Here is a 23,357-nt window from a genome sequence, read left to right on the forward strand (position 1 = left end):
TCGCGATCACGAGGATCAGCCGGCGAGACGCGCCGGCTCGATCGTGTTCATCAGGTCGTGCAGGTCGTCGTAGACCTTGCCGCGGATGTCGTGGCGCCAGAGCGCGAAGGCGACGTTGGCCTGAATGAAGCCTTCCTTCGAGCCGCAGTCGAAGGTGCGGCCGTGGAAGGGATAGGCGTAGAAGTCCTGCCGGCCGGCGAGCTTCAGCATGCCGTCGGTCAGCTGGATCTCGTTGCCCGCGCCGCGCTCCTGGGTTTCCAGGATCGAGAAGATCTCCGGCTGGAGGATGTAGCGGCCCGAGATGAAGAAGTTGGAGGGTGCCTCGGCGGGCTTCGGCTTCTCCACCATGCCCTGGACGCGGAAGCCGGTGCCGACGCCCTCGCCCTTGCCGACGATGCCGTACTTGTGGGTCTGGCTCGGATCGCACTCCTCGACGGAGATCACGTTGCCGCCGGTCTGCTCGTAGAGCTTGACCATCTCGGCGAGGCAGCCCTTTTCCGACTGCATGATCATGTCGGGCAGCAGCAGCGCGAAGGGCTCGTCGCCGACGATGTCGCGCGCGCACCAGACGGCGTGGCCGAGGCCGAGCGGCGCCTGCTGGCGGGTGAAGGAGGTCGTGCCCGCCCTCGGCTGCAGCGACTCGAGAAGCCCGAGTTCAGCCGACTTGCCGCGCTCGGTCAGCGTGTCGACCAGTTCGACCTGGATGTCGAAATAATCCTCGATCACGCCCTTGTTGCGGCCCGTGACGAAGATCAGGTGCTCGATGCCCGCCTCTCGCGCCTCGTCGACCACGTACTGGATCACCGGACGGTCGACGACGGTCAGCATCTCCTTCGGAATCGCTTTCGTGGCCGGCAGAAACCGCGTCCCGAGACCGGCGACCGGAAACACCGCCTTGCGTACCTTCTTCATCAATCACCCCCTTGCGGAAGGCGCGCGGATGTCGCGTGCCTTCGCCTACAATCGCGCTGAATATGACTTTGCCGTGATCGCCCGCACCGGGCTGCGCCGCCTTTTTGCCTCGAAAATCGGAAAAAAGGCAAAGGTTCAGTCGCTTGGCGCGGGCGGAAACGCGGCATGACCTTAATCGGGGTGGTAAACGAAGTCTTCACGACCGCCTCGTTAAGGTTCCGCCCGACCTGCCAAATCTTCGCATGGAGTGTTCGAATGCCGTTCCGAACCAGGATGCTCGCCGCGGCGCTCAGCCTTTCGCTCGTGTCGGGCGTCGTCATGCCGGCGGCCGCCGCCGATCCCGGTTTCGTGCAGTGGATCAACAACTTCGAAAGCGTCGCGGCGAAGAACGGCATCAGCCGGCAGATCTACCGCGCCGCCTTCGCCGGCATCGACGAACCCGATCCCGAGGTGATCCGCAAGGCCCGCTTCCAGCCCGAGTTCCAAGACAAGGTGTGGGACTACATCGACAACCGCGTTAACGAGGACAGCGTTGCGGAAGGCCAGATGATGCGCCAGAAGTGGGCGCCCTGGCTCGACCGCATCGAGAAGCGCTTCGGCGTGCCGCGCGACGTTCTCCTCGCCATCTGGTCGATGGAAACGAACTACGGCGCTGCGCTCACCCGCGACGGCGTGATGATGAGCCTGCCGCGCTCGCTCGCCACCCTCGCCTATGCCGACAAGAAGCGCGCCAAGTTCGCCCGCGAGCAGCTTCTCGCCGCCCTGAAGATCGCCCAGCAGGGCCACGTCGCGCCGCAGAACCTCACCAGCTCCTGGGCCGGAGCGATGGGCCACACCCAGTTCATCCCGACGAGCTACCTCGCCTACGCCACCGACATGGACGGCGACGGCCACGACAATATCTGGGGCTCGGTTCCGGACGCCCTCGCCACCGCCGCCAACCTCCTCAAGCGCAACGGTTGGCAGCCCGGCCGCAGCTGGGGCTACGAGGTCGAGGTTCCCGCGAAATATCGCGGCGGCAAGCTGGAGCGCGAGGCCATGACGGTCGGCCGCTGGGCCGAGCTCGGCTTCCGCCGCGCCAACGGCCGCCCCTTCCCGTCGGGCGGCGAGCGCGCCAATCTGATCCGGCCCGCCGGCGACAACGGGCCGGCCTTCCTGATGACGAAGAACTTCTTCGTTCTCAAGAACTACAACAATGCCGACAAGTACGCCCTCGGAGTCGGCTTGCTCGCCGATCGCATCGGCGGCTATCAAGGGCTCGTCAACGACTGGCCCCGCGGCTATATTCCGTTGTCCAGCGCCGAGCGGCAGGAGCTGCAGCAGCGTCTGGCCGGTCACGGGCTCTACGACGGCAAGATCGACGGAAAGATCGGGTCGGGCTCGAAGACCGCGATCATGGCCCTCCAGGCGCGGTTCGGCATGCCACAGGACGGCAACGCTTCGAAGGCCCTCCTCGACGCCCTGCGGAGGAACTGAAGACGAAAGGAACGGCATGAGCGACACGCGACGGATCCGCGCCCGCCTCGGACTCCTCAAGGGCTCGCTCGCCCTGCCCTTGTCCGTCCTGATGGCCTTCACGGCCGTTCTGCCGCCGGGCGGCGCCGCCGCGCAGGAGCGGCCGCGCACGGTCATGGAGATGCTGTTCGGCAATTCCTCGCGCCAGGCCGCCCCGCCGCAGCGCGTGGAGCGCCGCCAACGCGGCACCGCGGCGCAGCAGCAGCGCCGCGGCACCCGCAACCGCGAGGCCGCCCGCGAGCGGCGCTCCAACGGCCGCCAGCAGCAGACGTCCCGCCGCGGCGGCCGGTCGGCGCCCCGTGCCGCCGCAGCCGCAGCGGCGGCGGCAACCGCTGCCCCCGCGGCGCCGGCCGTCGTCGAGAAGGCGCCGGACGCGCGCAAGGTGCTCGTGGTCGGCGACTTTCTCGCCGCTTCCCTCGCCAAGGGCCTGACGCGATCCTTCGCGACGGACGCGAGCGTCGTCATCGAGGAGCGCTCCAACGGCTCCTCGGGCCTCGTGCGGACCGACCACTACGACTGGCTCGGCGAACTGAAGCCGATGCTGGAGTCGACCGATCCGGCCGCGCTCGTCGTCATGCTCGGTGCCAACGACCGCCAGCCGATCTCGCTCGGCTCCGCCTCCTACGCCCTTCGCACGGACGAATGGTCGACGGCCTACGACCAGCGCGTGGCGACCCTGGCCGGCGCGGCCAAGCAGGCGGGCATTCCGGTCATCTGGGTGGGCATGCCCTCCTTCAAGTTCGACCGGATGAGCGAGGACATGGTCTTCCTCAACGACATCTACCGGAAGAACAGCGCCACGGTTTCCGGCGAGTTCGTCGACGTCTGGGACGGTTTCGTCGACGCGAACGGCGCCTTCACCTATTCGGGTCCCGACGTCGCGGGCCAGCCGGCGCAGCTGCGCAATTCCGACGGCATCACCATGACGCCGGCGGGAGAAGACAAGCTCGCCTTCTTCGCGCGCCGGCCGCTGGAGAAGATCCTCGGCAAGTCGCTCGTCGCGTCCGCCTCGCCGGACGGGATGCAAGGCCCGGGCATGCCGGGCGACATGGTTCCGCCGGCCGCGCCCATCGATCTCGGTGCTCCCGTCCCGGAGGGTCCCGACGACCTGCTCGGGGCAACGCCTCCGGCCGCGACCCGCACCGCCTCTGCCGAGACCGGACCGCAGACGCCTGGCACGCCGCCGCCCGAATCGCCGCGGGATCTCCTCGTCGTTGCCGGCACCCCCACGCCCGGCGCCGAAGGGCGCGCCGACAACTTTCAATGGGACGAGAAGGGCCCCGCCGTGGCCCCGCCGGGCAGCTCCGGACCGGCTCCGATCACGGCCAGCGGCTCGCTCGATCTCGCGCCGCTCCGCTCCACCGCCGGTCCGACGCCGCCGCCCGAAATGCCGTCCCTGGAGGACGCGATCATCAACGAGTGGCAGCGCGAAAGCGAAGCCGCGCGCCAGCCGGGCTCTCCGACACCGGGGCAGTAATAGGGCAGATCTCTCAAGCGCATACAACAAAAAGCTCGCCTGAGACCTCAGGCGAGCTTTTTCGTTCAAGCTGCTGCTCGGCCTGCCGTTACCGAGGCAGGGTGGTCGAGCCCGTGAGGTCGATGTCGATGGCGCGGGCGGCCTGCCGCCCCTCTCGGATCGCCCAGACCACGAGCGACTGGCCGCGGCGCACGTCGCCGGCAGCGTAGAGCTTGTCCATCGAGGTGCGATAGGCCTTGTCGTCCGCCTGGACCGACACGTTCCCGCGGCGGTCGGCGACGGTCTTGAGCCCTTCGCCGGCCTCCCGCAGGAGACCGTCCTCGAACGGACCGGCGAAGCCGATGGCGATGAAGGCGAGATCCGCCTTGATCACGAACTCGGTGCCGGGGATCGGCTTGCGCTTCTCGTCCACCTCGGCGCACTTCACGCCTGTGAGGTGTCCGTCCTCGCCGATGAAGGCGAGCGTCGCCACCTGGAACTCGCGCACCGCGCCTTCGGCCTGCGACGAGGATGTCCGCATCTTGGTTGCCCAGTAGGGCCAGACCTCGAGCTTGTTCTCCATGGCCGGCGGCTGCGGGCGGATATCCAGCTGGGTGACCTTCACGGCGCCCTGACGGAAGGCCGTGCCGACGCAGTCGGAGGCCGTGTCGCCGCCACCGACCACGACGACGTGCTTGCCGCCGGCCCAGATCTCCTCGGACTTCCAGCCCTTCGGCATGACCGCCTCGCCGCCGACGCGGCGGTTCTGCTGTACGAGGTAGGGCATCGCGTCGAAGATGCCCTGGAGCCCTTCGCGCGGGATGCCCGCTTCGCGCGGCTTCTCGGCCCCGCCGCAATACAGCACCGCGTCGTACTCAGCCGTCAGCTCGGCCAGCGGCTTGTCCGCGCCGATCTCGACGCCGCAATGGAAGGTGACGCCCTCGCCCTGCATCTGCTCGACGCGCTTGTCGATCCAGTGCTTCTCCATCTTGAAGTCCGGAATGCCGTAGCGCAGCAAACCGCCCGGGCGGCTCTCGCGCTCGTAGACATGGACGTCGTGACCCGCGCGCCCGAGCTGCTGGGCGGCGGCCATGCCCGCCGGGCCCGAGCCGATCACGGCCACGCGCTTGCCGGTCTTGTGCTTGGGCGTCTGCGGCACGATGAGGCCGAGCTTATAGGCCTTGTCGGCGATGGCCTGCTCGATCGTCTTGATCGTGACCGGCACGTCCTCGAGGTTCAGCGTGCAGGCTTCCTCGCACGGGGCGGGGCAGATGCGGCCGGTGAATTCGGGAAAGTTGTTGGTGGAGTGGAGGTTGCGGATCGCGCCTTCCCAGTCCCCGCCATAGACGAGGTCGTTCCAATCCGGGATCTGGTTGTGGACGGGACAGCCCGTCGGCCCATGGCAATAGGGCACGCCGCAATCCATGCAGCGCGCCGCCTGCTTGCCGACCTCCTCGTCGGACATGGGCAGGGTGAACTCGCGGAAATGCCGGATGCGGTCCGAGGCCGGCTGGTATTTCTGCGTCTGCCGGTCGATTTCGAGGAAACCCGTGACCTTGCCCATTCGACCCTCCATGCCCGCGAGTTCGCGGCCATTGCCGCGCGTCCGCGTTCGCAAGAACAAGCCCGACGCGGGCATCGCGCCGGGCTCACACCCTCTACACCATGCGTTCCCAGATTCGAACGCGTCTAAACGATCGTTCCGCGGCAGCCTCCCGACTGGCAGGCGGCGCCTCGATCCTGCCGCCCGCAAGCGGCAAAATACGACAGCGTTACTGCCCTATTTCGGCGGTCACCGCAAGCCGCACGGCACCTCAGCCGTAGGGCGTCGCGCGGAATGCTTCGAGATCCTGCACCCGCGCCCACCAGTCGGACACGCCGGCGACCCCGAGGAGCTCGTCCTTGTCGGGCGTCATGGCGACGTAGGCGAGGATCGGCGCGAGGAAGAAGTCGGCGACGCTCGGCGCCTCGCCGGCGATCCAGGGCGAATCGTTCTTGATGCGCATGATCGTCTCGAGAACCGTGCGGCCGGTCTCCACGCCTTTCGCCCGTCCTTCCTCGTTCTTGCCGCCGACGAAGTCGGGAAAGAGGTGGTAGGCCGCGACGCCGCCGATCAGTGCGCCGTAGCCGTAGGAGTCGAGGATGCAGACGGCCATGTCCATCCGCGCCCGGTCCTTCGGGTCGGAGGGGATCACGGACGGTCCAGACAGGACCGTATCGAGATACTGCGCAATCGCCGCCGTCTCGATGATCCGGAAATCGCCGTGGTCCAGCACCGGCACCTTGCCGAAGGGGTGGCGCTGGCGATGCTCCGCCGACTGCGGCTCGCCCTTCATGACGTTCAGCGGCACCTGCTCGTAGTCGGTGACGCCCTTCTCGTGCAGCACCATGCGCACGGTGCGCACGTAGGTCGAGTTGTTGAAGCCCCAGAGCTTGATGTCGGCCATGACCCTCACCTCCCAAGAAAGAGGGGCCGCGGCTGGTGCCGCGGCCCCGTGGAGGATCGAGATAGGCGCGCTCGCCTCGTCGGCGAACTACTCGGCCGCGACGCCCATGCGCATGCGCTCCATCTCCTGGAGCGCCCGGCGGTACTCCACCGGCATGACCTTCACGAACTTCGGCCGGTAGGTTTCCCAGGACTCCAGCATCCGCTTGGCGAGCTCCGAGCCGCTGTAGTGGGCGTGGCTCGTGATCAGCTTGTAGAGCCGCTCGTCGTCGTGCCCCGTCATGTTCGAGGACACGTCGACGCGGCCCTTGTGCTGAAGGTCGCCGCCGTGATGGTGCAGCTTCTCCAGGAGGTCGTCCTCCTCCGGCACCGGCTCGAGATCGACCATCGCCATGTTGCAGCGCTCGGCGAAGTCGCCGTCCGCGTCGTAGACGTAGGCGATGCCGCCCGACATGCCGGCCGCGAAGTTGCGCCCGGTCTTGCCGAGGATGACCACGACGCCGCCGGTCATGTACTCGCACCCATGGTCGCCGACGCCCTCCACCACCGCGATGGCGCCGGAGTTGCGCACCGCGAAGCGCTCGCCCGCGACGCCGCGGAAGTAGGCCTCGCCGGAGATCGCGCCGTAGAGCACGGTGTTGCCGACGATGATCGACTCCTCCGGCACGACGCGCGTGCCCGGCCGCGGCCGCACGATGATGCGCCCGCCCGACAGGCCCTTGCCGACATAGTCGTTGCCGTCGCCGACGAGGTCGAAGGTGATGCCCCGCGCGAGGAAGGCCGCGAAGCTCTGGCCGGCCGTGCCGGTGAGCGTCACGTGGATCGTGTCGTCGCGCAGGCCCTTGTGGCCGAAGCGCTTGGCGACCTCGCCCGAGAGCATCGCGCCGGCCGAGCGGTCGACGTTGGAGATCGTCGTCTCGACACGCACGTGCTGGGGCGCTTCGAGCGCGGTCTGCGCCTCGGCGATCAGCTTGCGGTCGAGCACGTCGTCGATCGGATGCTTCTGCCGCTCGGTCCAGAGCGTCGCCTCGCGGGGAGCCTCGGGCTTCCAGAACATCTTCGAGAAGTCGAGACCCTTGGCCTTCCAGTGGTCGACGAGCCCGTCCTTGTCGAGCCGCTCGGTCTGGCCGATCAGCTCCGACAGGTTGCGCACGCCCATCGCCGCCATCAGCTCGCGCACCTCCTCCGCCACGTAGAAGAAGAAGTTGATGACGTGCTCGGGCGTGCCCTTGAAGCGCTTGCGCAGGACCGGGTCCTGCGTGGCGACGCCGACGGGGCAGGTGTTGAGGTGGCACTTCCGCATCATGATGCAGCCGGCCGCGATCAGCGGCGCGGTCGAGAAGCCGAACTCGTCGGCCCCGAGCAGCGCACCGACGATCACGTCGCGGCCCGTCTTGAGGCCGCCGTCGACCTGAAGGCAGATGCGCGAGCGCAGGCCGTTGAGGACCAGCGTCTGCTGCGTCTCGGCAAGGCCCATCTCCCACGGCGAGCCCGCGTGCTTGATCGACGTCAGCGGCGAGGCGCCGGTGCCCCCGTCATAGCCGGACACGATGATGTGGTCCGCGCGCGCCTTGGCGACGCCCGCCGCGACCGTGCCGACGCCGACTTCCGAGACGAGCTTCACCGAGATGTCGCTCGCCGGGTTGACGTTCTTCAGGTCGTAGATGAGCTGCGCCAGGTCCTCGATCGAGTAGATGTCGTGGTGCGGCGGCGGCGAGATCAGGCCGACGCCGGGCGTCGAGTGCCGGGTCTTGGCGATGGTCGCGTCGACCTTGTGGCCGGGCAACTGGCCGCCCTCGCCGGGCTTGGCGCCCTGCGCGACCTTGATCTGCAGCATGTCGGCGTTGACGAGGTACTCGGTGGTCACGCCGAACCGACCGCTGGCGATCTGCTTGATCGCCGAGCGCTCGGGGTTCGGGGACCCGTCCTCCAGGGGCTGGAAGCGGTCGGACTCCTCGCCGCCCTCGCCGGTGTTCGACTTGCCGCCGATCCGGTTCATCGCGACGGCGAGCGTCGCGTGAGCCTCGCGCGAGATCGAGCCGAAGGACATGGCGCCGGTGCAGAAGCGCCGGACGATGTCCTTGGCCGATTCGACCTCCTCGATCGGAACCGGGGTCAGCCCCACCTCTTCGGCCATCCGGATGCGGAAGAGCCCGCGGATGGTCGATTCGGAGACGGCCGAGCGGTTCACCATGTCGGCGTAGTCGCGGTACTTCTCCCAGGACTCGGTGCGCACCGCGTGCTGGAGCGTCGCGACGGCGTCCGGCGACCAGAGATGCGCCTCGCCGCGCATGCGGTAGGCGTATTCGCCGCCCACCTCAAGCGAGCGGGCGAGCACCGGATCGTCGGAGAAGGCGAGCGCGTGCCGCTCGGCGGTCTCGCGCGCGACCTCCTCCAGACCGACGCCCTCGATGGTGGTCGCCGTGCCGAAGAAGAAGCGCTCGACGAAGTCGGACTTCAGGCCGATCGCGTCGAAGATCTGGGCGCCGCAATAGGACTGATAGGTCGAGATGCCCATCTTGGACATGACCTTCAGGATGCCCTTCCCGATCGACTTGATGTAGCGGTAGACGACCTCGTCGGCCGAGACCTCCGGCGGGAACTCCTTCCTCGCATGCATGTCGAGCAGCGTGTCGAAGGCGAGATAGGGGTTGATCGCCTCGGCGCCGTAGCCGGCCAGGCACGCGAAGTGGTGCACCTCGCGCGGCTCACCCGATTCCACGACGAGGCCCGCCGCGGTGCGCAGGCCCTTGCGGATCAGGTGGTGGTGCACGGCGGCGCAGGCGAGCAGCGCCGGGATCGGGATGCGATCGGGCCCCAGCTGCCGGTCCGACAGGATGATGATGTTGTAGCCGCCGACGACCGCGGCCTCGGCCCGCTCGCACAAACGCTCGATCGCGCCGGCCATGCCGTCGGCGCCCTGCACGGCAGGATAGGTCGTGTCGATCGTCTTCGTGTCGAACCGGTCCTCGGTGTGGCCGATGGTGCGGATCTTCTCCAGGTCGCCGTTGGTCAGGATCGGCTGGCGGACCTCCAGGCGCTTGCGGCGCGAGGTGCCCTCCAGGTCGAAGATGTTCGGCCGCGGCCCGATGAAGGAGACGAGGCTCATCACCAGCTCCTCGCGGATCGGATCGATCGGCGGGTTGGTGACCTGGGCGAAGTTCTGCTTGAAGTAGGTGTAGAGGAGCTTCGACTTCGACGACATGGCCGAGATCGGCGTGTCGGTGCCCATCGAGCCGATCGCCTCCTGGCCGGTCGTAGCCATCGGCGCCATGAGGATCTTGGTGTCCTCCTGGCTGTAGCCGAAGGCCTGCTGGCGGTCGAGCAGGGTCACGTCGCCGCGCGAGGCGCGCGGGGCAACGGGCTTCAGGTCCTCCAGGATGATCTGGGTCGAGCGCAGCCAGTCCTTGTAGGGGTTGGCCCCGGCCATCTCCTGCTTGATCTCCTCGTCGGAGACGATGCGGCCCTTCTCCAGGTCGATCAGCAGCATGCGGCCGGGCTGGAGCCGCCACTTGCGCACGATGCGCTCCTCGGGAATCTCCAGCGTGCCCGCTTCGGAGGCGAGGATGACGAGGTGGTCGTCGGTCACGACGTAGCGCGCCGGCCGCAAGCCGTTGCGGTCGAGCGTCGCGCCGATCTGCCGGCCGTCGGTGAAGCACACGGCTGCCGGCCCGTCCCAGGGCTCCATCAGGGCCGCATGGTACTCGTAGAAGGCCTTGGTCGCCTCGCCCATCTGCTTGTTGCCGGCCCAGGCTTCCGGGATCAGCATCATCATGGCGTGCGCCAGCGGGTAGCCGCCCTGGACGAGGAATTCCAAGGCGTTGTCGAAGCAGGCCGTGTCCGACTGGCCCTCGTAGGAGATCGGCCAGAGCTTGGAGATGTCGTTGCCGAAGAGCTCGGAATCGACCGAGGCCTGCCGCGCCGCCATCCAGTTGACGTTGCCGCGCAGCGTGTTGATCTCGCCGTTATGCGCGACCATCCGGTAGGGATGGGCGAGCCGCCAGGACGGGAAGGTGTTGGTGGAGAAGCGCTGGTGGACGAGGGCGAGCGCCGATTCGAAGCGCGGGTCCTTCAGGTCGGCGTAATAGGCGCCGAGCTGGTAGGCCAGGAACATGCCCTTGTAGACGACGGTGCGCGAGGAGAGCGACACGACGTAGAAGTCGGCCTCGACGGACTGCGCCTCGGCGTAGACGCGATTGGAGACCACCTTGCGCAGGATGTAGAGCTTGCGCTCGAAGTCCTCGTCCGAGGTGACCGAGGCCGGCCGGCCGACGAAGACCTGCCGGTGCGCGGGCTCGGTCGCGGCGATGGCGGGGGCCTTCGACAGCGAATCGTTGACGACCGGCACCTCGCGCCAGCCGAGCACCGGGCAGCCCTCTTCGGCGGCTGCCTGCTCGAAGATCGCCTTGAAGTGCAGGCGCCGCTCCTCGTCGCGCGGCATGAAGACGTGGCCGACGCCGTACTGCCCGGCCTCGGGCAGCTCGACGCCCTGGCCGGCCAGCTCCGCCTGGAAGAAGGCGTGCGGGATCTGCACGAGCATGCCCGCGCCGTCGCCCATCAGGGGATCGGCGCCGACGGCGCCGCGATGCGTCAGGTTCTCCAGGATCTGGAGCCCCTTCTCGATGATCGAGTGCGACTTCTCGTTCTTCATGTGCGCGATGAAGCCGACGCCGCAGGCATCGTGCTCGTTGCGCGGATCGTAGAGGCCGACGCGTCCGGGATTGGTGGTCGGAGCCACGGCCGCTTTGCCCTCGGCGCGAATGGCCTGGGTCTGGGTCGGCATGGATGGCGTGATCGTCGTCATCGCTCGTGTCTCCCGTGTTCGGGGCAAAATGCCCCTGTCCCGTCGGGCGCGCATGTTAAGGCCTCTGCCTCCCCGAGGCGAGCGTCCGAACCGTCGCGCGCAAAGGCCAGCATCCCGCTCCCCTGCGCCGGGACCACCCGGCGAGCAAGTAAGACAGCAATGCTGACCTAATTTCGCCCTTATGTCAGTTGAAGCGGCCGCGCGCAAGGGGACGTGCCGAGCCGACACCGGTCGCGAGCCGACGAGGCAAGTGGCGCCGGGCTCGGCGGGCACCCCCGCTTGAACAAAACGGCGTCGGGGCTTACGCCCTTTCCCCATGATCTTCGCATCCGACAACTGGTCCGGCGCCCATCCCGCCGTCAACGAGTCCCTCGCCCGCCACTCCGGCGGTTTTGCCGCCGCCTACGGCGCGAGCGAGATCGACAAGGCGATCGAGAAGCGCTTCAACGACGTCTTCGAGCGGGAGGTGGCCGTCTTCTTCGTCGGCACCGGCACCGCCGCCAACTCGCTCGCCTTCGCCGCCGTCAACCGGCCCGGAGGCGTCGTCATGTGCCACCGGGAAGCCCACGTCATCGAGGACGAGTGCGGCGCGCCCGAGTTCTTCACCCACGGCGCCCGCATGGCGCCGGTCGACGGCCCGGACGGCCTGATCGATCCGGAGAATCTCCGCCGCGAGCTGAAGCGCTTCCGGCCCGGCTTCGTCCATGCCGGCCAGCCCATGGCCGTGTCGATCAGTCAGGCGAGCGAGGCGGGAACGCTTTATTCCTTCGAGACGATCGAGGCGATCGCCGCCATCGCGCACGAGCAGAAGCTCGCGCTCCACATGGACGGCGCCCGCTTCGCTAACGCGCTCGTCGCCACGAACGCCTCGCCCGCCGAGATGACCTGGAAGCGAGGCGTCGACATCCTGTCCTTCGGCGCGACGAAGAACGGCTGCTGGTGCGCCGAGGCCGTCGTCTTCTTCGATCCGGAAAAGGCGCTGCAGTTCCCCTATATCCGCAAGCGCGGCGCCCAGCTCTTCTCCAAGACGCGCTTCATCGCCGCCCAGCTCGCCGCCTATCTCGACGGCGACCTCTGGCTCGACCTCGCCCGGCACTCCAACGCCATGGCGGACCGCCTGCGCGCCGGCCTGGATTCGAGCCGCCACGCCCGCCAAGCCTGGGCGACGCGCTCCAACGAGATCTTCGCCGTCCTCGACGACGCGGTCGCGCAGCGCCTCCTGGCGGACGGCGCCGTGTTCTACGACTGGAACGCGCCGCACGGGCATCACGACCTCGTCGGCGCGAACGAGCGGCTCGTGCGCCTCGTCACCAGCTGGTCGACGGAAGCGGCGGAGGTGGACCGCTTCTGCGCCGCCCTCGCCTGATGTCGGTCCTCGTCCGAGGGAACGGGCGAGCCGACCTGCGGGTTGTTCCTCCATCGCTGCAATGGAGGACCCCCATGGCGACCGATGCATTCGAACAGGGCAAGCTGGCCTTCGCGCACAACATCCCGATGTCGGCCTGCGAGTATCCGGTCAGCTCGAGTCTTCGCTCCGACTGGATGTCGGGCTGGACGCAGGCGCGCAACGCATCGCCGAGCACCGGCCATCCCGGCATGATGGGCGACGGCACCGAGGAGCAGAACCTCAACCAGCGCGGCAATCCGGAGGCCCGCATCTCCGAAGACGAGGTCGATGCCGCCTTCGGCCAGCGCAAGCATTGACCGTCCAACCTCGACCCGCGACATGACAGCGGCCGGCATCGCCCCGAGCGATGCCGGCCGCTGTCCGCTTTTTACCTGCCCAAACGAAAAGCGGCGCCCCGAGGGGCGCCGCTCCGTTGTTCAGGCTGCAGTCGGGGCGGACGATCCGCCGTCAGGCGGCGTTGGCCTCAATCTGCTTGGCGTTCTCGTTGCCCGCCGACACGATGTCGATCTTGCGGGGCTTCATCGCCTCGGGAATGACCCGGACGAGGTCGACGTGGAGAAGGCCGTTCTTCAGGCTCGCGCCCTTGACCTCGACATACTCGGCCAACTGGAAGCGGCGCTCGAAGGCGCGCCCCGCGATGCCGCGATAGAGGAAGTCGTTCTGCTCCTTCTCCTCGGCCTTCTCGCCCTTCACGGTCAGCACGTTCTCGCGCGACTCGATGGAGAGCTCGTTCTGGCCGAAGCCCGCGACCGCCATGGTGATGCGGTAGGCGTTCTCGCCCGTGCGCTCGATGTTGTAGGGCGGATAGGTCTGGCCGTTGTCCGGCTGCGACAGCCCATCCAGCATCGAGAAGAGCCGGTCGAAGCCGACGGTCGAGCGATAGAGCGGGGCAAAGTCGGTGCTACGCATGGATTGTTCTCCGTTAGAAGCAACAGGTTCGCGTGTGGCTCGGATCGCATCCCGAAGCGGCGATGCTGCCGGCCAGCGGCCCCTTTCGGCGACCGCATCCAGAATTTGGTGCGCGAATCCGACGCTCGCAAGAGGCATCGATCACGCTTTCGTGAGGTCCTTCATCGGCCTCGTTCGAGCCCCGGTTCGGGAGCGGCCCCGCACAGATGAACCGCAGATGAACGCACCCTTCCGCCGGCGTTCAGACGGCCGGCCCTATGGTCACATCAGAATTCATTGGTAACCGGCTCGCGGAACCAGAGACCTCAAGGACGGGTGGTTCCGCATCCTCTTCGAGCCGACGTCTCGTCCCGGCCATTGCCGGGCGCGGGAACGGCCGTGGCGTCCCGTCCCTTCCGCTGCGGCCGCTCGGGCCGGGAGTTCCTTCGTGGACTCCCGGCCTCATTTTCCATGATCGGTCCGCGTCCTTCCTTTTCGCGATTTTCCTTTTCCCGCTGGGCGCCTATGACAAGGCGGACCGCTGACCGCCTCGGAATTGCCGATGAAGACGCCCGCCACCGTTTCGAGCCGGCTCCATCCGACGCCCGGCAATCCCCTGCCCGAGGGCATCGAGAGCGGCGTCCTCGAAACGCGCGACGGCAAGATGCTTCGCTACGCCGTCTGCCCGCCGCGCGGCGGGCGGCTGCGGGGCACGGTTCTCCTGGCGCAAGGGCGCAACGAGGCGATCGAGAAGTATTTCGAGACGATCGACGACCTTTGCGCCCTCGGCTTCGCGGTGGTCACCTTCGACTGGCGCGGTCAGGGCGGCTCGCAACGGCTCCTTGGCAACCCCGCCAAGGGGCATGCCGTCGCCATCGAGGACTTCGCCGAGGATCTCGTCGGCGTTCTCGACACCGTCGCGCTGAAGCTGTTTCCGCCGCCCGTCGTCATTCTCGCCCATTCAATGGGCGGCCTCGTCGCGCTGGCGGCGTCCAACGTCGTCGCCGACCGCGTCGAACGGCTCGTGCTGACCGCCCCGCTCGTGGGCTTGCCGATGACGCGCCGCGGCCTGCGGCTGCGCAGCGGCGCGGCGCGTCTTTTTCGCCTGCTCGGCCTCGGCTCGGCCTCCGCTCAGCCGGCTCTGCGCAAGGGCCGCGGCTGGACCTTCGCCACAAGCCCCCTCACCAGCGATCCCGGCCGCTTCAAACGCAATCTCGAGATGGCGCAGGCGGCGCCGCACCTGTTCGTCGGCGCGCCGACGATTGCTTGGTTCGACACCATGGCCCGCACCATGGCGGAGTTCGAGGACTCGGACGTCATCGCCGACCTGTCGATCCCGACACTCTTCCTGATCGCCGGCTCGGACCGCGTGGTTTCGTCGGACGCGAGCGAGCGTCTCGCTTGGCGGATGCGCTGCGGACACGCGGTCGTCATTCCCTTCGCGCGCCACGAACTGCTGCAGGAGGCGGACCGCTACCGCGCGCCGGTGATCGCCGCCATCGACCGCTTCCTGACCGGCCTGCCGCCCGTGGTCGACCGCGAAGCCATCGCGGCCGAGGTCGAGGCGGCGCTTGCCGACGTCGCGGCGGAGTGATCAGGCGCCGACGATCCGCAGCACCGCCTCGTGCAGCCGCGGGTTGGCCGATGCGACGACGTCGCCGCCCGCCTCCGCGCGCCCTCCGGCCGTCGTCGTGACGACGCCGCCGGCCTGCTCGATGATGGGGATCAGCGCCGCGATGTCGTAGGGTTGCAGCCCGCCTTCGACGACGATGTCCGCGAAGCCCGAGGCGAGCATCGCGAAGGCGTAGCAGTCCGTGCCGAAGCGGGTCAGCCGGCAGCGTGCCTCCAGCGCTTCGAAACGCCCGAGCGCCTCGTCCTTGAAGAGCCGCGGGCTGGTCGTGAAGAGCGTCGCCGCCTCGATCGTCTCCGTCGCGCGCGTCTGCAGCGCCGCCGTCTCGCCCCGCCAGGAGCGCTGCGCCTCGCGACCGTCGCCCCAGAACCGCTCGCCCGTGAAAGGCTGCGACATGATGCCGGCGCGGGCGCGGCCATTCTCGTAGTAGCCGATCAGCGTGCCCCAGACCGGCACACCGGAGATGAAGACGCGCGTCCCGTCGATGGGATCGATGACCCACTGCCGCGTCGAATCGCCCGTCGCGCCAAACTCCTCCCCGAGGATGCCGTCGTCCGGCCGCGTCTCGGCCAACACCCGGCGGATCGCCCGCTCGGCCTCGCGGTCGCCCTCGGTCACGGGATCGAAGTCGGCGGGCCGCTTGTTGTCGATGCCCATGGACCGGCGGAACCGCGGCAGCGTTTCCGCGTCGGCCGCGTCGGCCAGGCGGTGCAGCAGCGCCGCCGTCACGTCGATATCGCTCATGCCGCTCGCCCTTCGTCTCGCGCGCCTCGATCCGCTTCGAAGACGAGCTATAGGCGATGGCTCACTCCGCGGCGAGCGGCAGGTCGTCCTCGGCGCAGACGAAGCCGGCGAAGCTCGCCGCGAGCTGCAGGAGGTGGTCGCGCAGCCGGGCGAAGCCGGAATGGGGCTCGAAGCGCCGCTCGTGGGCGTAAAGCTCGCGGCTGATCTCGATCTGGATGGCGTGAACGCCCTCCGAGGGCCGCCCGTACCGCTCGGTGATGAAGCCGCCGGCATAGGGGCGGTTGCGCGTCACGTCGTAGCCGAGCGAGGCGAGGCGCTCCACGCAGAACGACACGAAGCGCGGCGCCGCGCTCGTTCCGAAGCGATCGCCGATCACCATGTCCGGCCGCCGCCCGCCGGGCATCGCCCGGACGCTGGAGGGCATGGAATGGCAGTCGATCAGGATCGCCATCCCGAACCGTCGCCGCGTATCCTGCACGAGGCGCTGGAGCGCTTCGTGGAAGGGCAGGTACACCGTTTCGATCCGCTGGAGGGCGTCGGCCGGCGCCAGCTTCCCGTGATAAATCTCCTCCCGCTCGGCGACGATGCGCGGGATGGTGCCCAGCCCCCCGGCGACGCGGGCGGATCCCGAATTGACGTAGGTCGGAAGGGAGCCGTCGAACATGGTGGGATCGAGCTCGTAGGGCTCGCGGTTCACGTCGATGTAGGCGCGCGGCAGGTTCAGCGAGATCAACGGCGCGCCGAGCTCGACGACGAAGTCGAACAAGCGGTCGACGAACAGGTCCTCGGAGCGGCGGATCGCCTCGGCATCGAGCCGGGAGGCGTCGAGGAACGCCTGGGGATAATGGCGGCCGCTGTGCGGCGAGCAGAACACGAAGGGAATGGACTGGAGCTTGGGAGCGGCGATCTCGAACGGCTGGATCCCGCCGTCCGGTCTTGGCGAAAACGGTCGTGTCTCGGTCAAGGCGCGCCTTTCGGGAAAGCTTCCACCTCTATATCGTGTCTCATCGAAAAATGCCGATCGTTCCTTTTAGAAAATGTTGCCCCCTTCTGGTAGGGTGCAACACTCGTAACGTAGCCTCCGCCGAGTTCGTTGCCTCGGCGTTTCCGGATGATCCGAATGTCCAAGATCCTTCTCGCCGAAGATGACAACGACATGCGCCGCTTCCTCGCCAAGGCCTTGGAAAAGGCCGGCTACGAGGTGGTCGCGTTCGACAACGGCGGAAGCGCCTACGAGCGGCTCCGCGAGGAGCCCTTCTCCCTTCTCCTGACCGACATCGTCATGCCGGAGATGGACGGGATCGAGCTGGCGCGACGCGCCACGGAACTCGATCCGGACCTGAAGGTCATGTTCATCACGGGCTTCGCCGCCGTCGCCCTGAACCCCGACTCCAAGGCTCCGCGCGACGCCAAGATCCTGTCGAAGCCCTTCCACCTGCGCGAGCTGGTGGACGAGGTCGGCAAGATGCTCGAAGACGCCGCCTGAGGCGCTCTGCAGCCCTCCACTACGCCGAAGCGCCCTCCGGGTTTTGAGCCCGCCAGGAGGGCGCTCGTCGCCTCCTTCCCCTCGGAAGCGCTACCCGAACGGCGGCTCCGAACCCTTGATTCCACCTCTCCGCGCTTCGCGGAAATGTCCGGCAAAAAGGCTAAAATCCAGGCTTGACGGTGGCGCGGCCACATGGTCTAAGCCCCCTCGTCGGTTGGGCGCGTAGCTCAGCGGGAGAGCACTACGTTGACATCGTAGGGGTCACAGGTTCAATCCCTGTCGCGCCCACCAGCTGACATCTCATTGTATTCTCTGAGAAAACAGGCCCGAAAGGCGTCCCCGACTCCGGGCCCGAGAATCGGTTCTCCGACAGTTATCCCGACAGTAACGATCGGTTCGGTCACGCGTCCTGCGTCCGACGTCGAGCCGCCGGCGGCTTGGGCCGGCGCCCCGCCCGCCCGCTGGTGAACGCGTCCCCGATCGATTCCTGGTAGTCCGGGTGGTGATGCCCGTAGACCGAGATCAGCGTGTCCGTCCGCATGCCGAGGAAGCCGGCGACGGCGTGCGGATCCTCGGCGCCCTGCAGGAGCCATGTCGCGGCCGTGTGGCGAAGGGAGTGACGGACGATCTCCTCGCCTTCCTCCCCGAGGACGTCGTCGACGAGACGGCGGAAACCCTTCTTCGGGTCGCCCGGCCTACCCTTGTGGTACTCGCACAGGAACGTCGTCGCGGCCGCCGGATCGCCGCCGCCCTCCTGCCACCGGCGCAGGTGCGCCAGGAGCCGGCCGGGAATCCGGATCGAGGGCGCCCGCTTGGTCCGGGACGCCGTCTCGCCGGGCGCCTCCCGGTAGAAGACCCCACCGTCGACGTCGATCCACGGATGGCCCTCCCGTCGCTCGAACGAGGCTCTCCAGATTCGTCCGGAGCGCGTCCCGGTGTAGAGGCCGAACAGGATGAAGCGGGCGATGTGGCGCATCGGTCGGCGCCTCGTCGCGACCTTCTCGCCCTTCCGGGGCCCGCGGTGGATCGTCTGGATCTCGCGCTTGCGATAGGCGTGCCAGACGAGCCGTGCGACCGCGTCCCGCTCGAGGAATTCGGTCCGCGCCCCGGGCTTCTGCGGCAGCGTGACCTTCACGGCGTCGCGGCAGAGCTTGTCGGCGACGGCGAGGTTCACGGCCGAGCGCAGGTCCTCCAGCTCGCGCCGGGCCCCGCCCGTGCTCGGCGCCCGCCAGTCGACGTAGGCCTTGCACGTCGCCGAATCGATGGCGTCGAGGGTCATCTCGCCCCAGAACTTCATGAGGTTGTCGAAGCGCAGCGCGACCAGCTCGGCGCCGGCCAGCTCGTCCCCGCGGGCGGTGACGTAGTGCCGGACGACGTCGGCGATGAGGACCTCGTCGGCCCGCTTGTTCTTCGCCAGCGGCTTCTCGGCGTGGGCGGCGCTCAGGTAGCGTTCGAGCGCCTGCGCAGCGCCTCGATGGTCGTCAGCGCCGCAGCCCGTGCCGATCTTCTTCTTTCCGTCCCGGATGACCCATCCGCCGTGAGTGATCGCGCCGGCGGCGTTGCGGCGCTCGGGTTCGAGCCAGAGTCGGGGCGGGAGGCGTCTGCGCGGCATTCTTTTCTCCATCTCTCGATCCCTGCCCTGGTGACGAAGAATTTCCGTCCGAGGCGGGTCGCGTGCAGTCGGCCGGCATCCATCGCCGTCCGCATGATCTTGGGGGTGACGTGTCCGCCGAGTTCCGGCAGCCACATGGCCTGGTCGAGCGTGAGGAGCTGGTCCGGTCCGACCTCGTCGAAGTCCGGGATACCCAGGTCCACCTGCGCGACGACGAGCTGGTACATCTCCTCTCCGTCGTTCGAATCATCGCACGTAGAGGTTCGCAGGTCGGACTCCCGATCCGCAAGCGAGGGCTTAACTGATGGTTAACGGGGCGGCATCATCCTCCCCGGATCGATTCGGCGAGGGAAGCCAAGCATGCGTGAACGTCGAGAGAACTCCAGGCCGATAGCGGAGATCGAGGCCCTCGTCGTCCGGGTCGTCGGCGCCGCCCTGCCCGACCGCCTCGTGAGCTGGTTGGGCGTCTCGAAACGCAACGCGGAACGCTGGCTCTCGGGCGACAGCACGTACCCGCCCGCCGTCCTCGAGAAGCTCGACACGCTCGCCCCGCTCTGCGACGAGCTGGAGGACGACCTCCGCGCCCTCGTCGACGACTATAAGAAAGCCGGCGTCCCCGAGAACCTGCTCCGGATGCGGATCCGCGAGTTCTCGAAGACGCTGTCGGAAGAGCCGCCGCCGCGCCCCGCCCGGGCGGAATCGCCCGACCGGTAGAATTATCCAGAGGATTTCGAGATTTTCCAAAGGATTTCGGTTTACCTTCCTCTCATCAGCCCACGGGCCGGCGACACATGCCGGCCACCGGGCAGAGCGAGGGAAGCCGCCATGTCCGAGAAGGCACGTCCGCTCCGCGTCGTCGGGCGCCGGGAGATCCGGGAATCCGACAACGACGCCGACATCATGGAGCACCTCTGCTACGACGAGCAGGGGAACCTCATGATCGAGGAGACCGTGGAGGTCTCCGCCGACGACGCCGCCGTCATCGTGCAACAAGTCGCGCAGCGCCGGGAATCCGCGCTCCGGCTCGTCGACGCGCTGTCGCCATCGGCCTTCGCGGTCTACCTGGCTTTCCAAGCGGCCCTGGAAGCGCCGGCCGAAGCCGAGGCCGTCCGGCGCCGCCTGGACGGCGATCCGGACCACCTTCTCGTCGCCGTGCGCCTCCCTTCGTTCGACTGGTACACCGCCGCCGAGAAGGCCTTCGCTGCCGTCGTCGCGCTCCTCGTCGTCGACCGTCTCGAGATCAAGTTCGCGACCACGATCGTGATGACGGAGTGGAACCGCGAGGCGAACGGATACCGCCTGCCGGCGCGGACGCTCCTGTCCGCAGCCAAGCGCGTGCACACCATCGCTACCTTCGCCGGCGACGACCAGCTCCCACCCGACCTTCGGCCTTTCTGCGACATCGTTCTCGACCTCAGCAGCATCGGCGTCGCCTGTTTCGAGAAGGCCATCTCGCGAGAATTCGACTGGCCGGCGGAGCACGTCGGCTGGTCGCCGACGATCGATCTCGATCTTCTCGCGCCGGAGCTGCTCGACGCCGTCGTCGACCGCGCTCCCGATATCACGTCTGTCGTTCCTTTCCTCGGCCGGCTGCTGAATGCGCGGGCGGTTGCGAGGGCGCAGTCGAAGGCGAGAGCGGCCGAGGAGGAGCGGAAGAAGGCGGCTAAGTCCGCGCCGGCGACGGAGGTCCTGCGCCCGACCTCTCCCAAGCTCGAGGACCTGCACGGCTACGGCGCCGCGGCGGAATGGGGGCGCTCGCTCGTCGACGACCTTCGCCTGTACGCCGCCGGCAAGCTCGGCTGGATCGACGTCGACGGAGGTTGCCTGCTTCACGGCGCTCCCGGCACCGGCAAGACGTTGATGGCAGGCGCGCTCGCCGCCTCCGCAGGCCTGCCGTTCATCGCCGCCAGCTTCGCGCAATGGACGGCGACCGGGCGCAGCTACCAGGGCGACACGATCAGCGCCATGCGGAAGACCTTCGCGCTCGCGAACGAGCACGCGCCATGCATCCTGTTCATCGACGAGATAGACTCGATACCGGCACGCGGCAGTTCCCAGCAGCACGACGACTACTGGGTGCCGATCGTCAACGCGCTCCTCGAGTGCCTTGACGGCTCCAGCCGTCGAGAAGGCGTGGTCGTCCTGGCCGCCTGCAACAACCCGGCCGCGCTCGATCCCGCTCTCGTGCGCTCTGGCCGCCTCGATCGCCGCTTCGAGATCGGCCTTCCTGACGAGGACGCGCTCCTGCGCATCTTCGGTCACCACCTGCCGGGCGCCGACCTCGAAGACCTGGCGCCGGCGGCGACCGTGTTGGCGGGCTCGACGAGCGGAGCCGACGTCGCCCGCATCGCACGGGAGGCGCGTCGTGTCGCCCGACGCGCCGGCCGAGAGGTGACGGCGCAGGACCTGCTCGCGATCGCGATGCCGCCGGATCCGCTCTCGCCACGCGACCGTCGCCTGGTCGCCGTCCACGAGGCCGGTCACGCCGTCGCGTGCCTCGCACAAGGGCGGATTCCGGACTCGCTCTCCGTCGTTGCCGGCCAAGTGAATCACGGCGGCGTCCTCGTCGCGCACGGCCTCGGCATGGGGCGCCTTGCGGAGGTCGAGGCCGAAGTCGTCGTGCGCCTCGCCGGCCGGGCGGCCGAGGAGGTCATCCTGGGCGAGCCGTCCGCCGGAGCCGAGAACGACCTGAAGTTCGCGACGGCGCTCGTCGTCCAAGCCTTCGGCAACAGCGGCCTGGGCGGGCGCCTTCTTCACGGGGAGCGTGTCGACGGACATCTCGTCGAGGCACGCCTGCGCGAGCTGTACGGTCGCGCCCTGCGCCTGATCGGCGAGCGGCGGCAGGCGGTGGAGGCGTTGGCGGATCTCGCGATGGAGCGCCGCGTCCTGGGGAAGAAGGCGCTCGAGGCATTCGCGGCCGAGCACGGATCGGGAGGGCGGTGAAATGGTCATCGCCCTGCCGGCCGCCGTCCGCGCCCGCCTCGCCGCGATCGAAGCCGACGAGGGCGTTCCCGTCGCCGAGCTGATCCACCAAGCGGTCGACGTGTGGTCCCGCCTCGATGCCGACGGCCGGAAGATTCTCGGCATCGCCGCGCTGCAGCTCGTCGTCGAGCGGATGCGGAGGCCGTCGTGATCATCGAGGTCGACCTGCCCGATCGAGTCGTCCGGCTGATCGACGAGGCGGCGGCGCGATGGGGCCTGACACGCGATCAGGCGTTCGCTGCCCTCGTCGTCGCCGGCGAGTGTGAGCTGACGGCGGCCTACGTCCGCCGCTGTCTCGACCATGCCTACGGAGAGCTGTCATGAACGTCGAGATTGTCGACGAGCGCGTCCGCCGCCGGCTGGCCCGCCTTGAAGCCGACGAGAACGTGGACACGGAAGCCCTCGTCCGCGAGGCGGCCGACCTCTGGTCCCGCGTTGACGACGACGGACGCCAGTGCCTGCGCGAACTCGTCACCAGGTGGCAGCTGGACCATCTGCGGGGGCCGCGATGACCGTCGAGACCATCATCGTCCAGGTGCCCAAGTGGGTCGTCGTCGCTCTCCATCACGCCGCCGGCGCCGCCCCCGTCCAGGCCGCCCTCGGCTTCGGCCTGCGCGTCGCGCTCAACGTGGCGCCTGGAGTCCGCCGGGTGCTCGCCGACCAGCTCCTTGAGCCCGGCGTCAGCGAGCGCGTCGACCTCGCCGTCCATCTCTCCGGCGCCGCCGCTTGGCCGGCCGACGACATGCCGATCGCCGAGGTCGTCGAGCTGGCGGCCATGCTGTCGGCGATCGTCGCGGTCGACCCCGCCGTCGAGATCGACATCGCGCTCCTGCTCCATGTCGAGGACGCATGACGACGTTCTTCACGGCCGACACGCACTTCGGCCACGCCCGCATCGTCGACTTGTCTCGCCGGCCGTTCGAGGGCGTCGTCGAGATGCGCGAGGCCCTCATCCGCAACTGGAACGCCGTCGTTCGCGAGAGCGACGACGTCTGGCATCTCGGCGACTTCGCGTACCGTGCGACCGCAGGCGAGGCCGAGCGCGTCTTCGAGCGGCTGAACGGCCGCAAGCATCTCGTCGTCGGCAACCACGACGGCGAGGCGACCTGCGCCCTGCCTTGGGCGTCCGTCCAGCCGGCAGCGGAGATCGCTGTCGACGGCCAGCGGCTGTTCCTGGCGCATTATCCAATGCTGGAGTGGCCGGGATACTGGCGGCAGGCCGTCCACCTCTTCGGCCATGTCCACGGCAACCGCGCCGGCGTCGGCCGCTCTTGTGACGTCGGCGTCGACGCCTGGGGCTACCGGCCGGTCCGCTTGTCCGAGGTCCTCAGGCGGATCGGGGACGCGGTCAATGAGTGAGGACGGCGAGACCCGGGCGGAAGCGGCGGCGCGGCTCCTGCGCGTTCTCGACGAGCGGTCGCGGCGCCGGCGCACGGTGAAGCCGCCGCCACTACTCACCGATCAGCTTGCATTT

Annotated in this window: 23 protein-coding genes and 1 tRNA gene; 16 read left to right on the forward strand and 8 right to left on the reverse strand. The window is 68.4% G+C overall.

Going from position 1 to position 23,357, the window contains the following annotated elements; genetic code table 11:
- Positions 1-15 precede the first annotated feature (15 nt).
- Positions 16-912: a UTP--glucose-1-phosphate uridylyltransferase GalU gene (gene galU / locus FZN60_RS03900; RefSeq protein ID WP_158871320.1), complete on the reverse strand. Its 897-nt coding sequence runs from the start codon at positions 910-912 to the stop codon at positions 16-18.
- Between galU and FZN60_RS03905 the strand changes: the two genes are divergently transcribed.
- From FZN60_RS03905 to FZN60_RS03915, 3 genes are all read left to right on the forward strand, one after another.
- Positions 896-1,081: a hypothetical protein gene (locus FZN60_RS03905; protein WP_158871322.1), complete on the forward strand. Its 186-nt coding sequence runs from the start codon at positions 896-898 to the stop codon at positions 1,079-1,081. The two genes, galU and FZN60_RS03905, sit on opposite strands and share 17 nt — an antisense overlap.
- A gap of 86 nt (positions 1,082-1,167) precedes the next feature.
- Positions 1,168-2,388, forward strand: a complete 1,221-nt coding sequence (locus FZN60_RS03910) for a lytic murein transglycosylase (protein ID WP_158871324.1) — start codon at positions 1,168-1,170, stop codon at positions 2,386-2,388.
- A gap of 16 nt (positions 2,389-2,404) precedes the next feature.
- Positions 2,405-3,904, forward strand: a complete 1,500-nt coding sequence (locus FZN60_RS03915) for an SGNH/GDSL hydrolase family protein (protein WP_158871326.1) — start codon at positions 2,405-2,407, stop codon at positions 3,902-3,904.
- 88 nt (positions 3,905-3,992) lie between these two features.
- On the opposite strand, the gene FZN60_RS03920 is transcribed toward FZN60_RS03915, so the two are convergent.
- The 3 genes from FZN60_RS03920 to gltB all read right to left on the reverse strand — a co-directional run bounded on the left by FZN60_RS03920 (position 3,993) and on the right by gltB (position 11,133).
- Complete coding sequence (locus FZN60_RS03920) at positions 3,993-5,447, reverse strand: glutamate synthase subunit beta (RefSeq protein ID WP_158871328.1); 1,455 nt, start codon at positions 5,445-5,447, stop codon at positions 3,993-3,995.
- 250 nt (positions 5,448-5,697) lie between these two features.
- Positions 5,698-6,330, reverse strand: coding sequence for a glutathione S-transferase family protein (locus tag FZN60_RS03925; protein WP_158871330.1), 633 nt, complete (start codon positions 6,328-6,330; stop codon positions 5,698-5,700).
- 87 nt (positions 6,331-6,417) lie between these two features.
- On the reverse strand, positions 6,418-11,133 hold the full coding sequence (gene gltB, locus FZN60_RS03930) for a glutamate synthase large subunit (protein ID WP_158871332.1): 4,716 nt from the start codon (positions 11,131-11,133) through the stop codon (positions 6,418-6,420).
- Between the two features lie 316 nt (positions 11,134-11,449).
- Here gltB and FZN60_RS03935 point away from each other — a divergent pair, with 316 nt between their 5' ends.
- Complete coding sequence (locus FZN60_RS03935; protein ID WP_158871334.1) at positions 11,450-12,499, forward strand: threonine aldolase family protein; 1,050 nt, start codon at positions 11,450-11,452, stop codon at positions 12,497-12,499.
- Between the two features lie 74 nt (positions 12,500-12,573).
- A complete protein-coding gene (locus FZN60_RS03940) occupies positions 12,574-12,837 on the forward strand; it encodes an Rmf/CrpP family protein (protein WP_158871336.1) in 264 nt (87 codons plus the stop codon).
- A 151-nt stretch (positions 12,838-12,988) separates the two neighbouring features.
- Here FZN60_RS03940 and FZN60_RS03945 read toward each other — a convergent pair whose 3' ends face one another.
- On the reverse strand, positions 12,989-13,450 hold the full coding sequence (locus FZN60_RS03945) for an Hsp20 family protein (protein ID WP_158871338.1): 462 nt from the start codon (positions 13,448-13,450) through the stop codon (positions 12,989-12,991).
- Between the two features lie 541 nt (positions 13,451-13,991).
- On the opposite strand from FZN60_RS03945, the gene FZN60_RS03950 reads away from it, so the two are divergent.
- A complete protein-coding gene (locus FZN60_RS03950) occupies positions 13,992-15,023 on the forward strand; it encodes an alpha/beta fold hydrolase (RefSeq protein ID WP_158871340.1) in 1,032 nt (343 codons plus the stop codon).
- On the opposite strand, the gene hisN is transcribed toward FZN60_RS03950, so the two are convergent.
- Together hisN and FZN60_RS03960 are read right to left on the reverse strand one after the other, a co-directional pair.
- Positions 15,024-15,794 (reverse strand): histidinol-phosphatase, encoded by a 771-nt coding sequence (hisN, locus tag FZN60_RS03955; RefSeq protein ID WP_422570289.1) that lies wholly within the window; start codon positions 15,792-15,794, stop codon positions 15,024-15,026.
- A 70-nt stretch (positions 15,795-15,864) separates the two neighbouring features.
- Positions 15,865-16,767: an N-formylglutamate amidohydrolase gene (locus FZN60_RS03960; RefSeq protein WP_158871344.1), complete on the reverse strand. Its 903-nt coding sequence runs from the start codon at positions 16,765-16,767 to the stop codon at positions 15,865-15,867.
- 156 nt (positions 16,768-16,923) lie between these two features.
- On the opposite strand from FZN60_RS03960, the gene cpdR reads away from it, so the two are divergent.
- Together cpdR and FZN60_RS03970 are read left to right on the forward strand one after the other, a co-directional pair.
- The gene (cpdR, locus tag FZN60_RS03965; RefSeq protein ID WP_158871346.1) at positions 16,924-17,289 is read left to right on the forward strand and encodes a cell cycle two-component system response regulator CpdR; all 366 of its coding nucleotides are present in this window, start codon (positions 16,924-16,926) and stop codon (positions 17,287-17,289) included.
- Positions 17,290-17,505: 216 nt separating this feature from the next.
- Positions 17,506-17,580: transfer RNA gene (locus FZN60_RS03970), tRNA-Val, on the forward strand.
- Positions 17,581-17,689: 109 nt separating this feature from the next.
- On the opposite strand, the gene FZN60_RS03975 is transcribed toward FZN60_RS03970, so the two are convergent.
- Positions 17,690-18,901, reverse strand: a complete 1,212-nt coding sequence (locus tag FZN60_RS03975) for a tyrosine-type recombinase/integrase (protein ID WP_158871348.1) — start codon at positions 18,899-18,901, stop codon at positions 17,690-17,692.
- A 62-nt stretch (positions 18,902-18,963) separates the two neighbouring features.
- On the opposite strand from FZN60_RS03975, the gene FZN60_RS03980 reads away from it, so the two are divergent.
- The 8 genes from FZN60_RS03980 to FZN60_RS04015 all read left to right on the forward strand — a co-directional run bounded on the left by FZN60_RS03980 (position 18,964) and on the right by FZN60_RS04015 (position 23,242).
- Entirely contained in the window at positions 18,964-19,206 is a 243-nt protein-coding gene (locus FZN60_RS03980) for a hypothetical protein (RefSeq protein ID WP_158871350.1), read from the forward strand.
- A gap of 55 nt (positions 19,207-19,261) precedes the next feature.
- Positions 19,262-19,615: a hypothetical protein gene (locus tag FZN60_RS03985; RefSeq protein ID WP_158871352.1), complete on the forward strand. Its 354-nt coding sequence runs from the start codon at positions 19,262-19,264 to the stop codon at positions 19,613-19,615.
- Between the two features lie 111 nt (positions 19,616-19,726).
- Positions 19,727-21,844, forward strand: a complete 2,118-nt coding sequence (locus tag FZN60_RS03990) for an AAA family ATPase (RefSeq protein ID WP_158871354.1) — start codon at positions 19,727-19,729, stop codon at positions 21,842-21,844.
- Position 21,845: 1 nt separating this feature from the next.
- Positions 21,846-22,034: a hypothetical protein gene (locus tag FZN60_RS03995; protein WP_158871356.1), complete on the forward strand. Its 189-nt coding sequence runs from the start codon at positions 21,846-21,848 to the stop codon at positions 22,032-22,034.
- Positions 22,031-22,207, forward strand: coding sequence for a hypothetical protein (locus FZN60_RS04000; protein ID WP_158871358.1), 177 nt, complete (start codon positions 22,031-22,033; stop codon positions 22,205-22,207). Before FZN60_RS03995 ends, FZN60_RS04000 begins: the two co-directional genes overlap by 4 nt.
- The gene (locus tag FZN60_RS04005; RefSeq protein ID WP_158871360.1) at positions 22,204-22,395 is read left to right on the forward strand and encodes a hypothetical protein; all 192 of its coding nucleotides are present in this window, start codon (positions 22,204-22,206) and stop codon (positions 22,393-22,395) included. Before FZN60_RS04000 ends, FZN60_RS04005 begins: the two co-directional genes overlap by 4 nt.
- Positions 22,392-22,736, forward strand: a complete 345-nt coding sequence (locus FZN60_RS04010) for a hypothetical protein (RefSeq protein ID WP_158871362.1) — start codon at positions 22,392-22,394, stop codon at positions 22,734-22,736. Before FZN60_RS04005 ends, FZN60_RS04010 begins: the two co-directional genes overlap by 4 nt.
- Positions 22,733-23,242 carry a metallophosphoesterase family protein gene (locus FZN60_RS04015; protein ID WP_158871364.1) on the forward strand — a complete coding sequence of 170 codons (510 nt, stop codon included), beginning with the start codon at positions 22,733-22,735 and terminating at the stop codon, positions 23,240-23,242. Before FZN60_RS04010 ends, FZN60_RS04015 begins: the two co-directional genes overlap by 4 nt.
- Positions 23,243-23,357: the final 115 nt, after the last annotated feature.

The organism is Antarcticirhabdus aurantiaca (genome assembly GCF_009765365.1).
Lineage (GTDB): Bacteria > Pseudomonadota > Alphaproteobacteria > Rhizobiales > Rhizobiaceae > Antarcticirhabdus > Antarcticirhabdus aurantiaca.

Excerpts from the sequence above, each read along its gene's own strand:
- FZN60_RS03985 (WP_158871352.1), top strand. The coding sequence starts at position 19,262 with ATGCGTGAACGTCGAGAGAACTCCAGGCCGATAGCGGAGATCGAGGCC.
- FZN60_RS03990 (WP_158871354.1), top strand. The coding sequence starts at position 19,727 with ATGTCCGAGAAGGCACGTCCGCTCCGCGTCGTCGGGCGCCGGGAGATC.
- FZN60_RS04005 (WP_158871360.1), top strand. The coding sequence starts at position 22,204 with ATGAACGTCGAGATTGTCGACGAGCGCGTCCGCCGCCGGCTGGCCCGC.
- FZN60_RS04010 (WP_158871362.1), top strand. The coding sequence starts at position 22,392 with ATGACCGTCGAGACCATCATCGTCCAGGTGCCCAAGTGGGTCGTCGTC.
- FZN60_RS03925 (WP_158871330.1), bottom strand. The coding sequence starts at position 6,330 with ATGGCCGACATCAAGCTCTGGGGCTTCAACAACTCGACCTACGTGCGC.
- galU (WP_158871320.1), bottom strand. The coding sequence starts at position 912 with ATGAAGAAGGTACGCAAGGCGGTGTTTCCGGTCGCCGGTCTCGGGACG.
- FZN60_RS03910 (WP_158871324.1), top strand. The coding sequence starts at position 1,168 with ATGCCGTTCCGAACCAGGATGCTCGCCGCGGCGCTCAGCCTTTCGCTC.
- FZN60_RS03975 (WP_158871348.1), bottom strand. The coding sequence starts at position 18,901 with ATGCCGCGCAGACGCCTCCCGCCCCGACTCTGGCTCGAACCCGAGCGC.
- FZN60_RS03945 (WP_158871338.1), bottom strand. The coding sequence starts at position 13,450 with ATGCGTAGCACCGACTTTGCCCCGCTCTATCGCTCGACCGTCGGCTTC.
- FZN60_RS03950 (WP_158871340.1), top strand. The coding sequence starts at position 13,992 with ATGAAGACGCCCGCCACCGTTTCGAGCCGGCTCCATCCGACGCCCGGC.
- FZN60_RS03995 (WP_158871356.1), top strand. The coding sequence starts at position 21,846 with ATGGTCATCGCCCTGCCGGCCGCCGTCCGCGCCCGCCTCGCCGCGATC.
- FZN60_RS03915 (WP_158871326.1), top strand. The coding sequence starts at position 2,405 with ATGAGCGACACGCGACGGATCCGCGCCCGCCTCGGACTCCTCAAGGGC.
- FZN60_RS03940 (WP_158871336.1), top strand. The coding sequence starts at position 12,574 with ATGGCGACCGATGCATTCGAACAGGGCAAGCTGGCCTTCGCGCACAAC.
- FZN60_RS03920 (WP_158871328.1), bottom strand. The coding sequence starts at position 5,447 with ATGGGCAAGGTCACGGGTTTCCTCGAAATCGACCGGCAGACGCAGAAA.
- FZN60_RS04015 (WP_158871364.1), top strand. The coding sequence starts at position 22,733 with ATGACGACGTTCTTCACGGCCGACACGCACTTCGGCCACGCCCGCATC.
- cpdR (WP_158871346.1), top strand. The coding sequence starts at position 16,924 with ATGTCCAAGATCCTTCTCGCCGAAGATGACAACGACATGCGCCGCTTC.
- gltB (WP_158871332.1), bottom strand. The coding sequence starts at position 11,133 with ATGACGACGATCACGCCATCCATGCCGACCCAGACCCAGGCCATTCGC.
- FZN60_RS03935 (WP_158871334.1), top strand. The coding sequence starts at position 11,450 with ATGATCTTCGCATCCGACAACTGGTCCGGCGCCCATCCCGCCGTCAAC.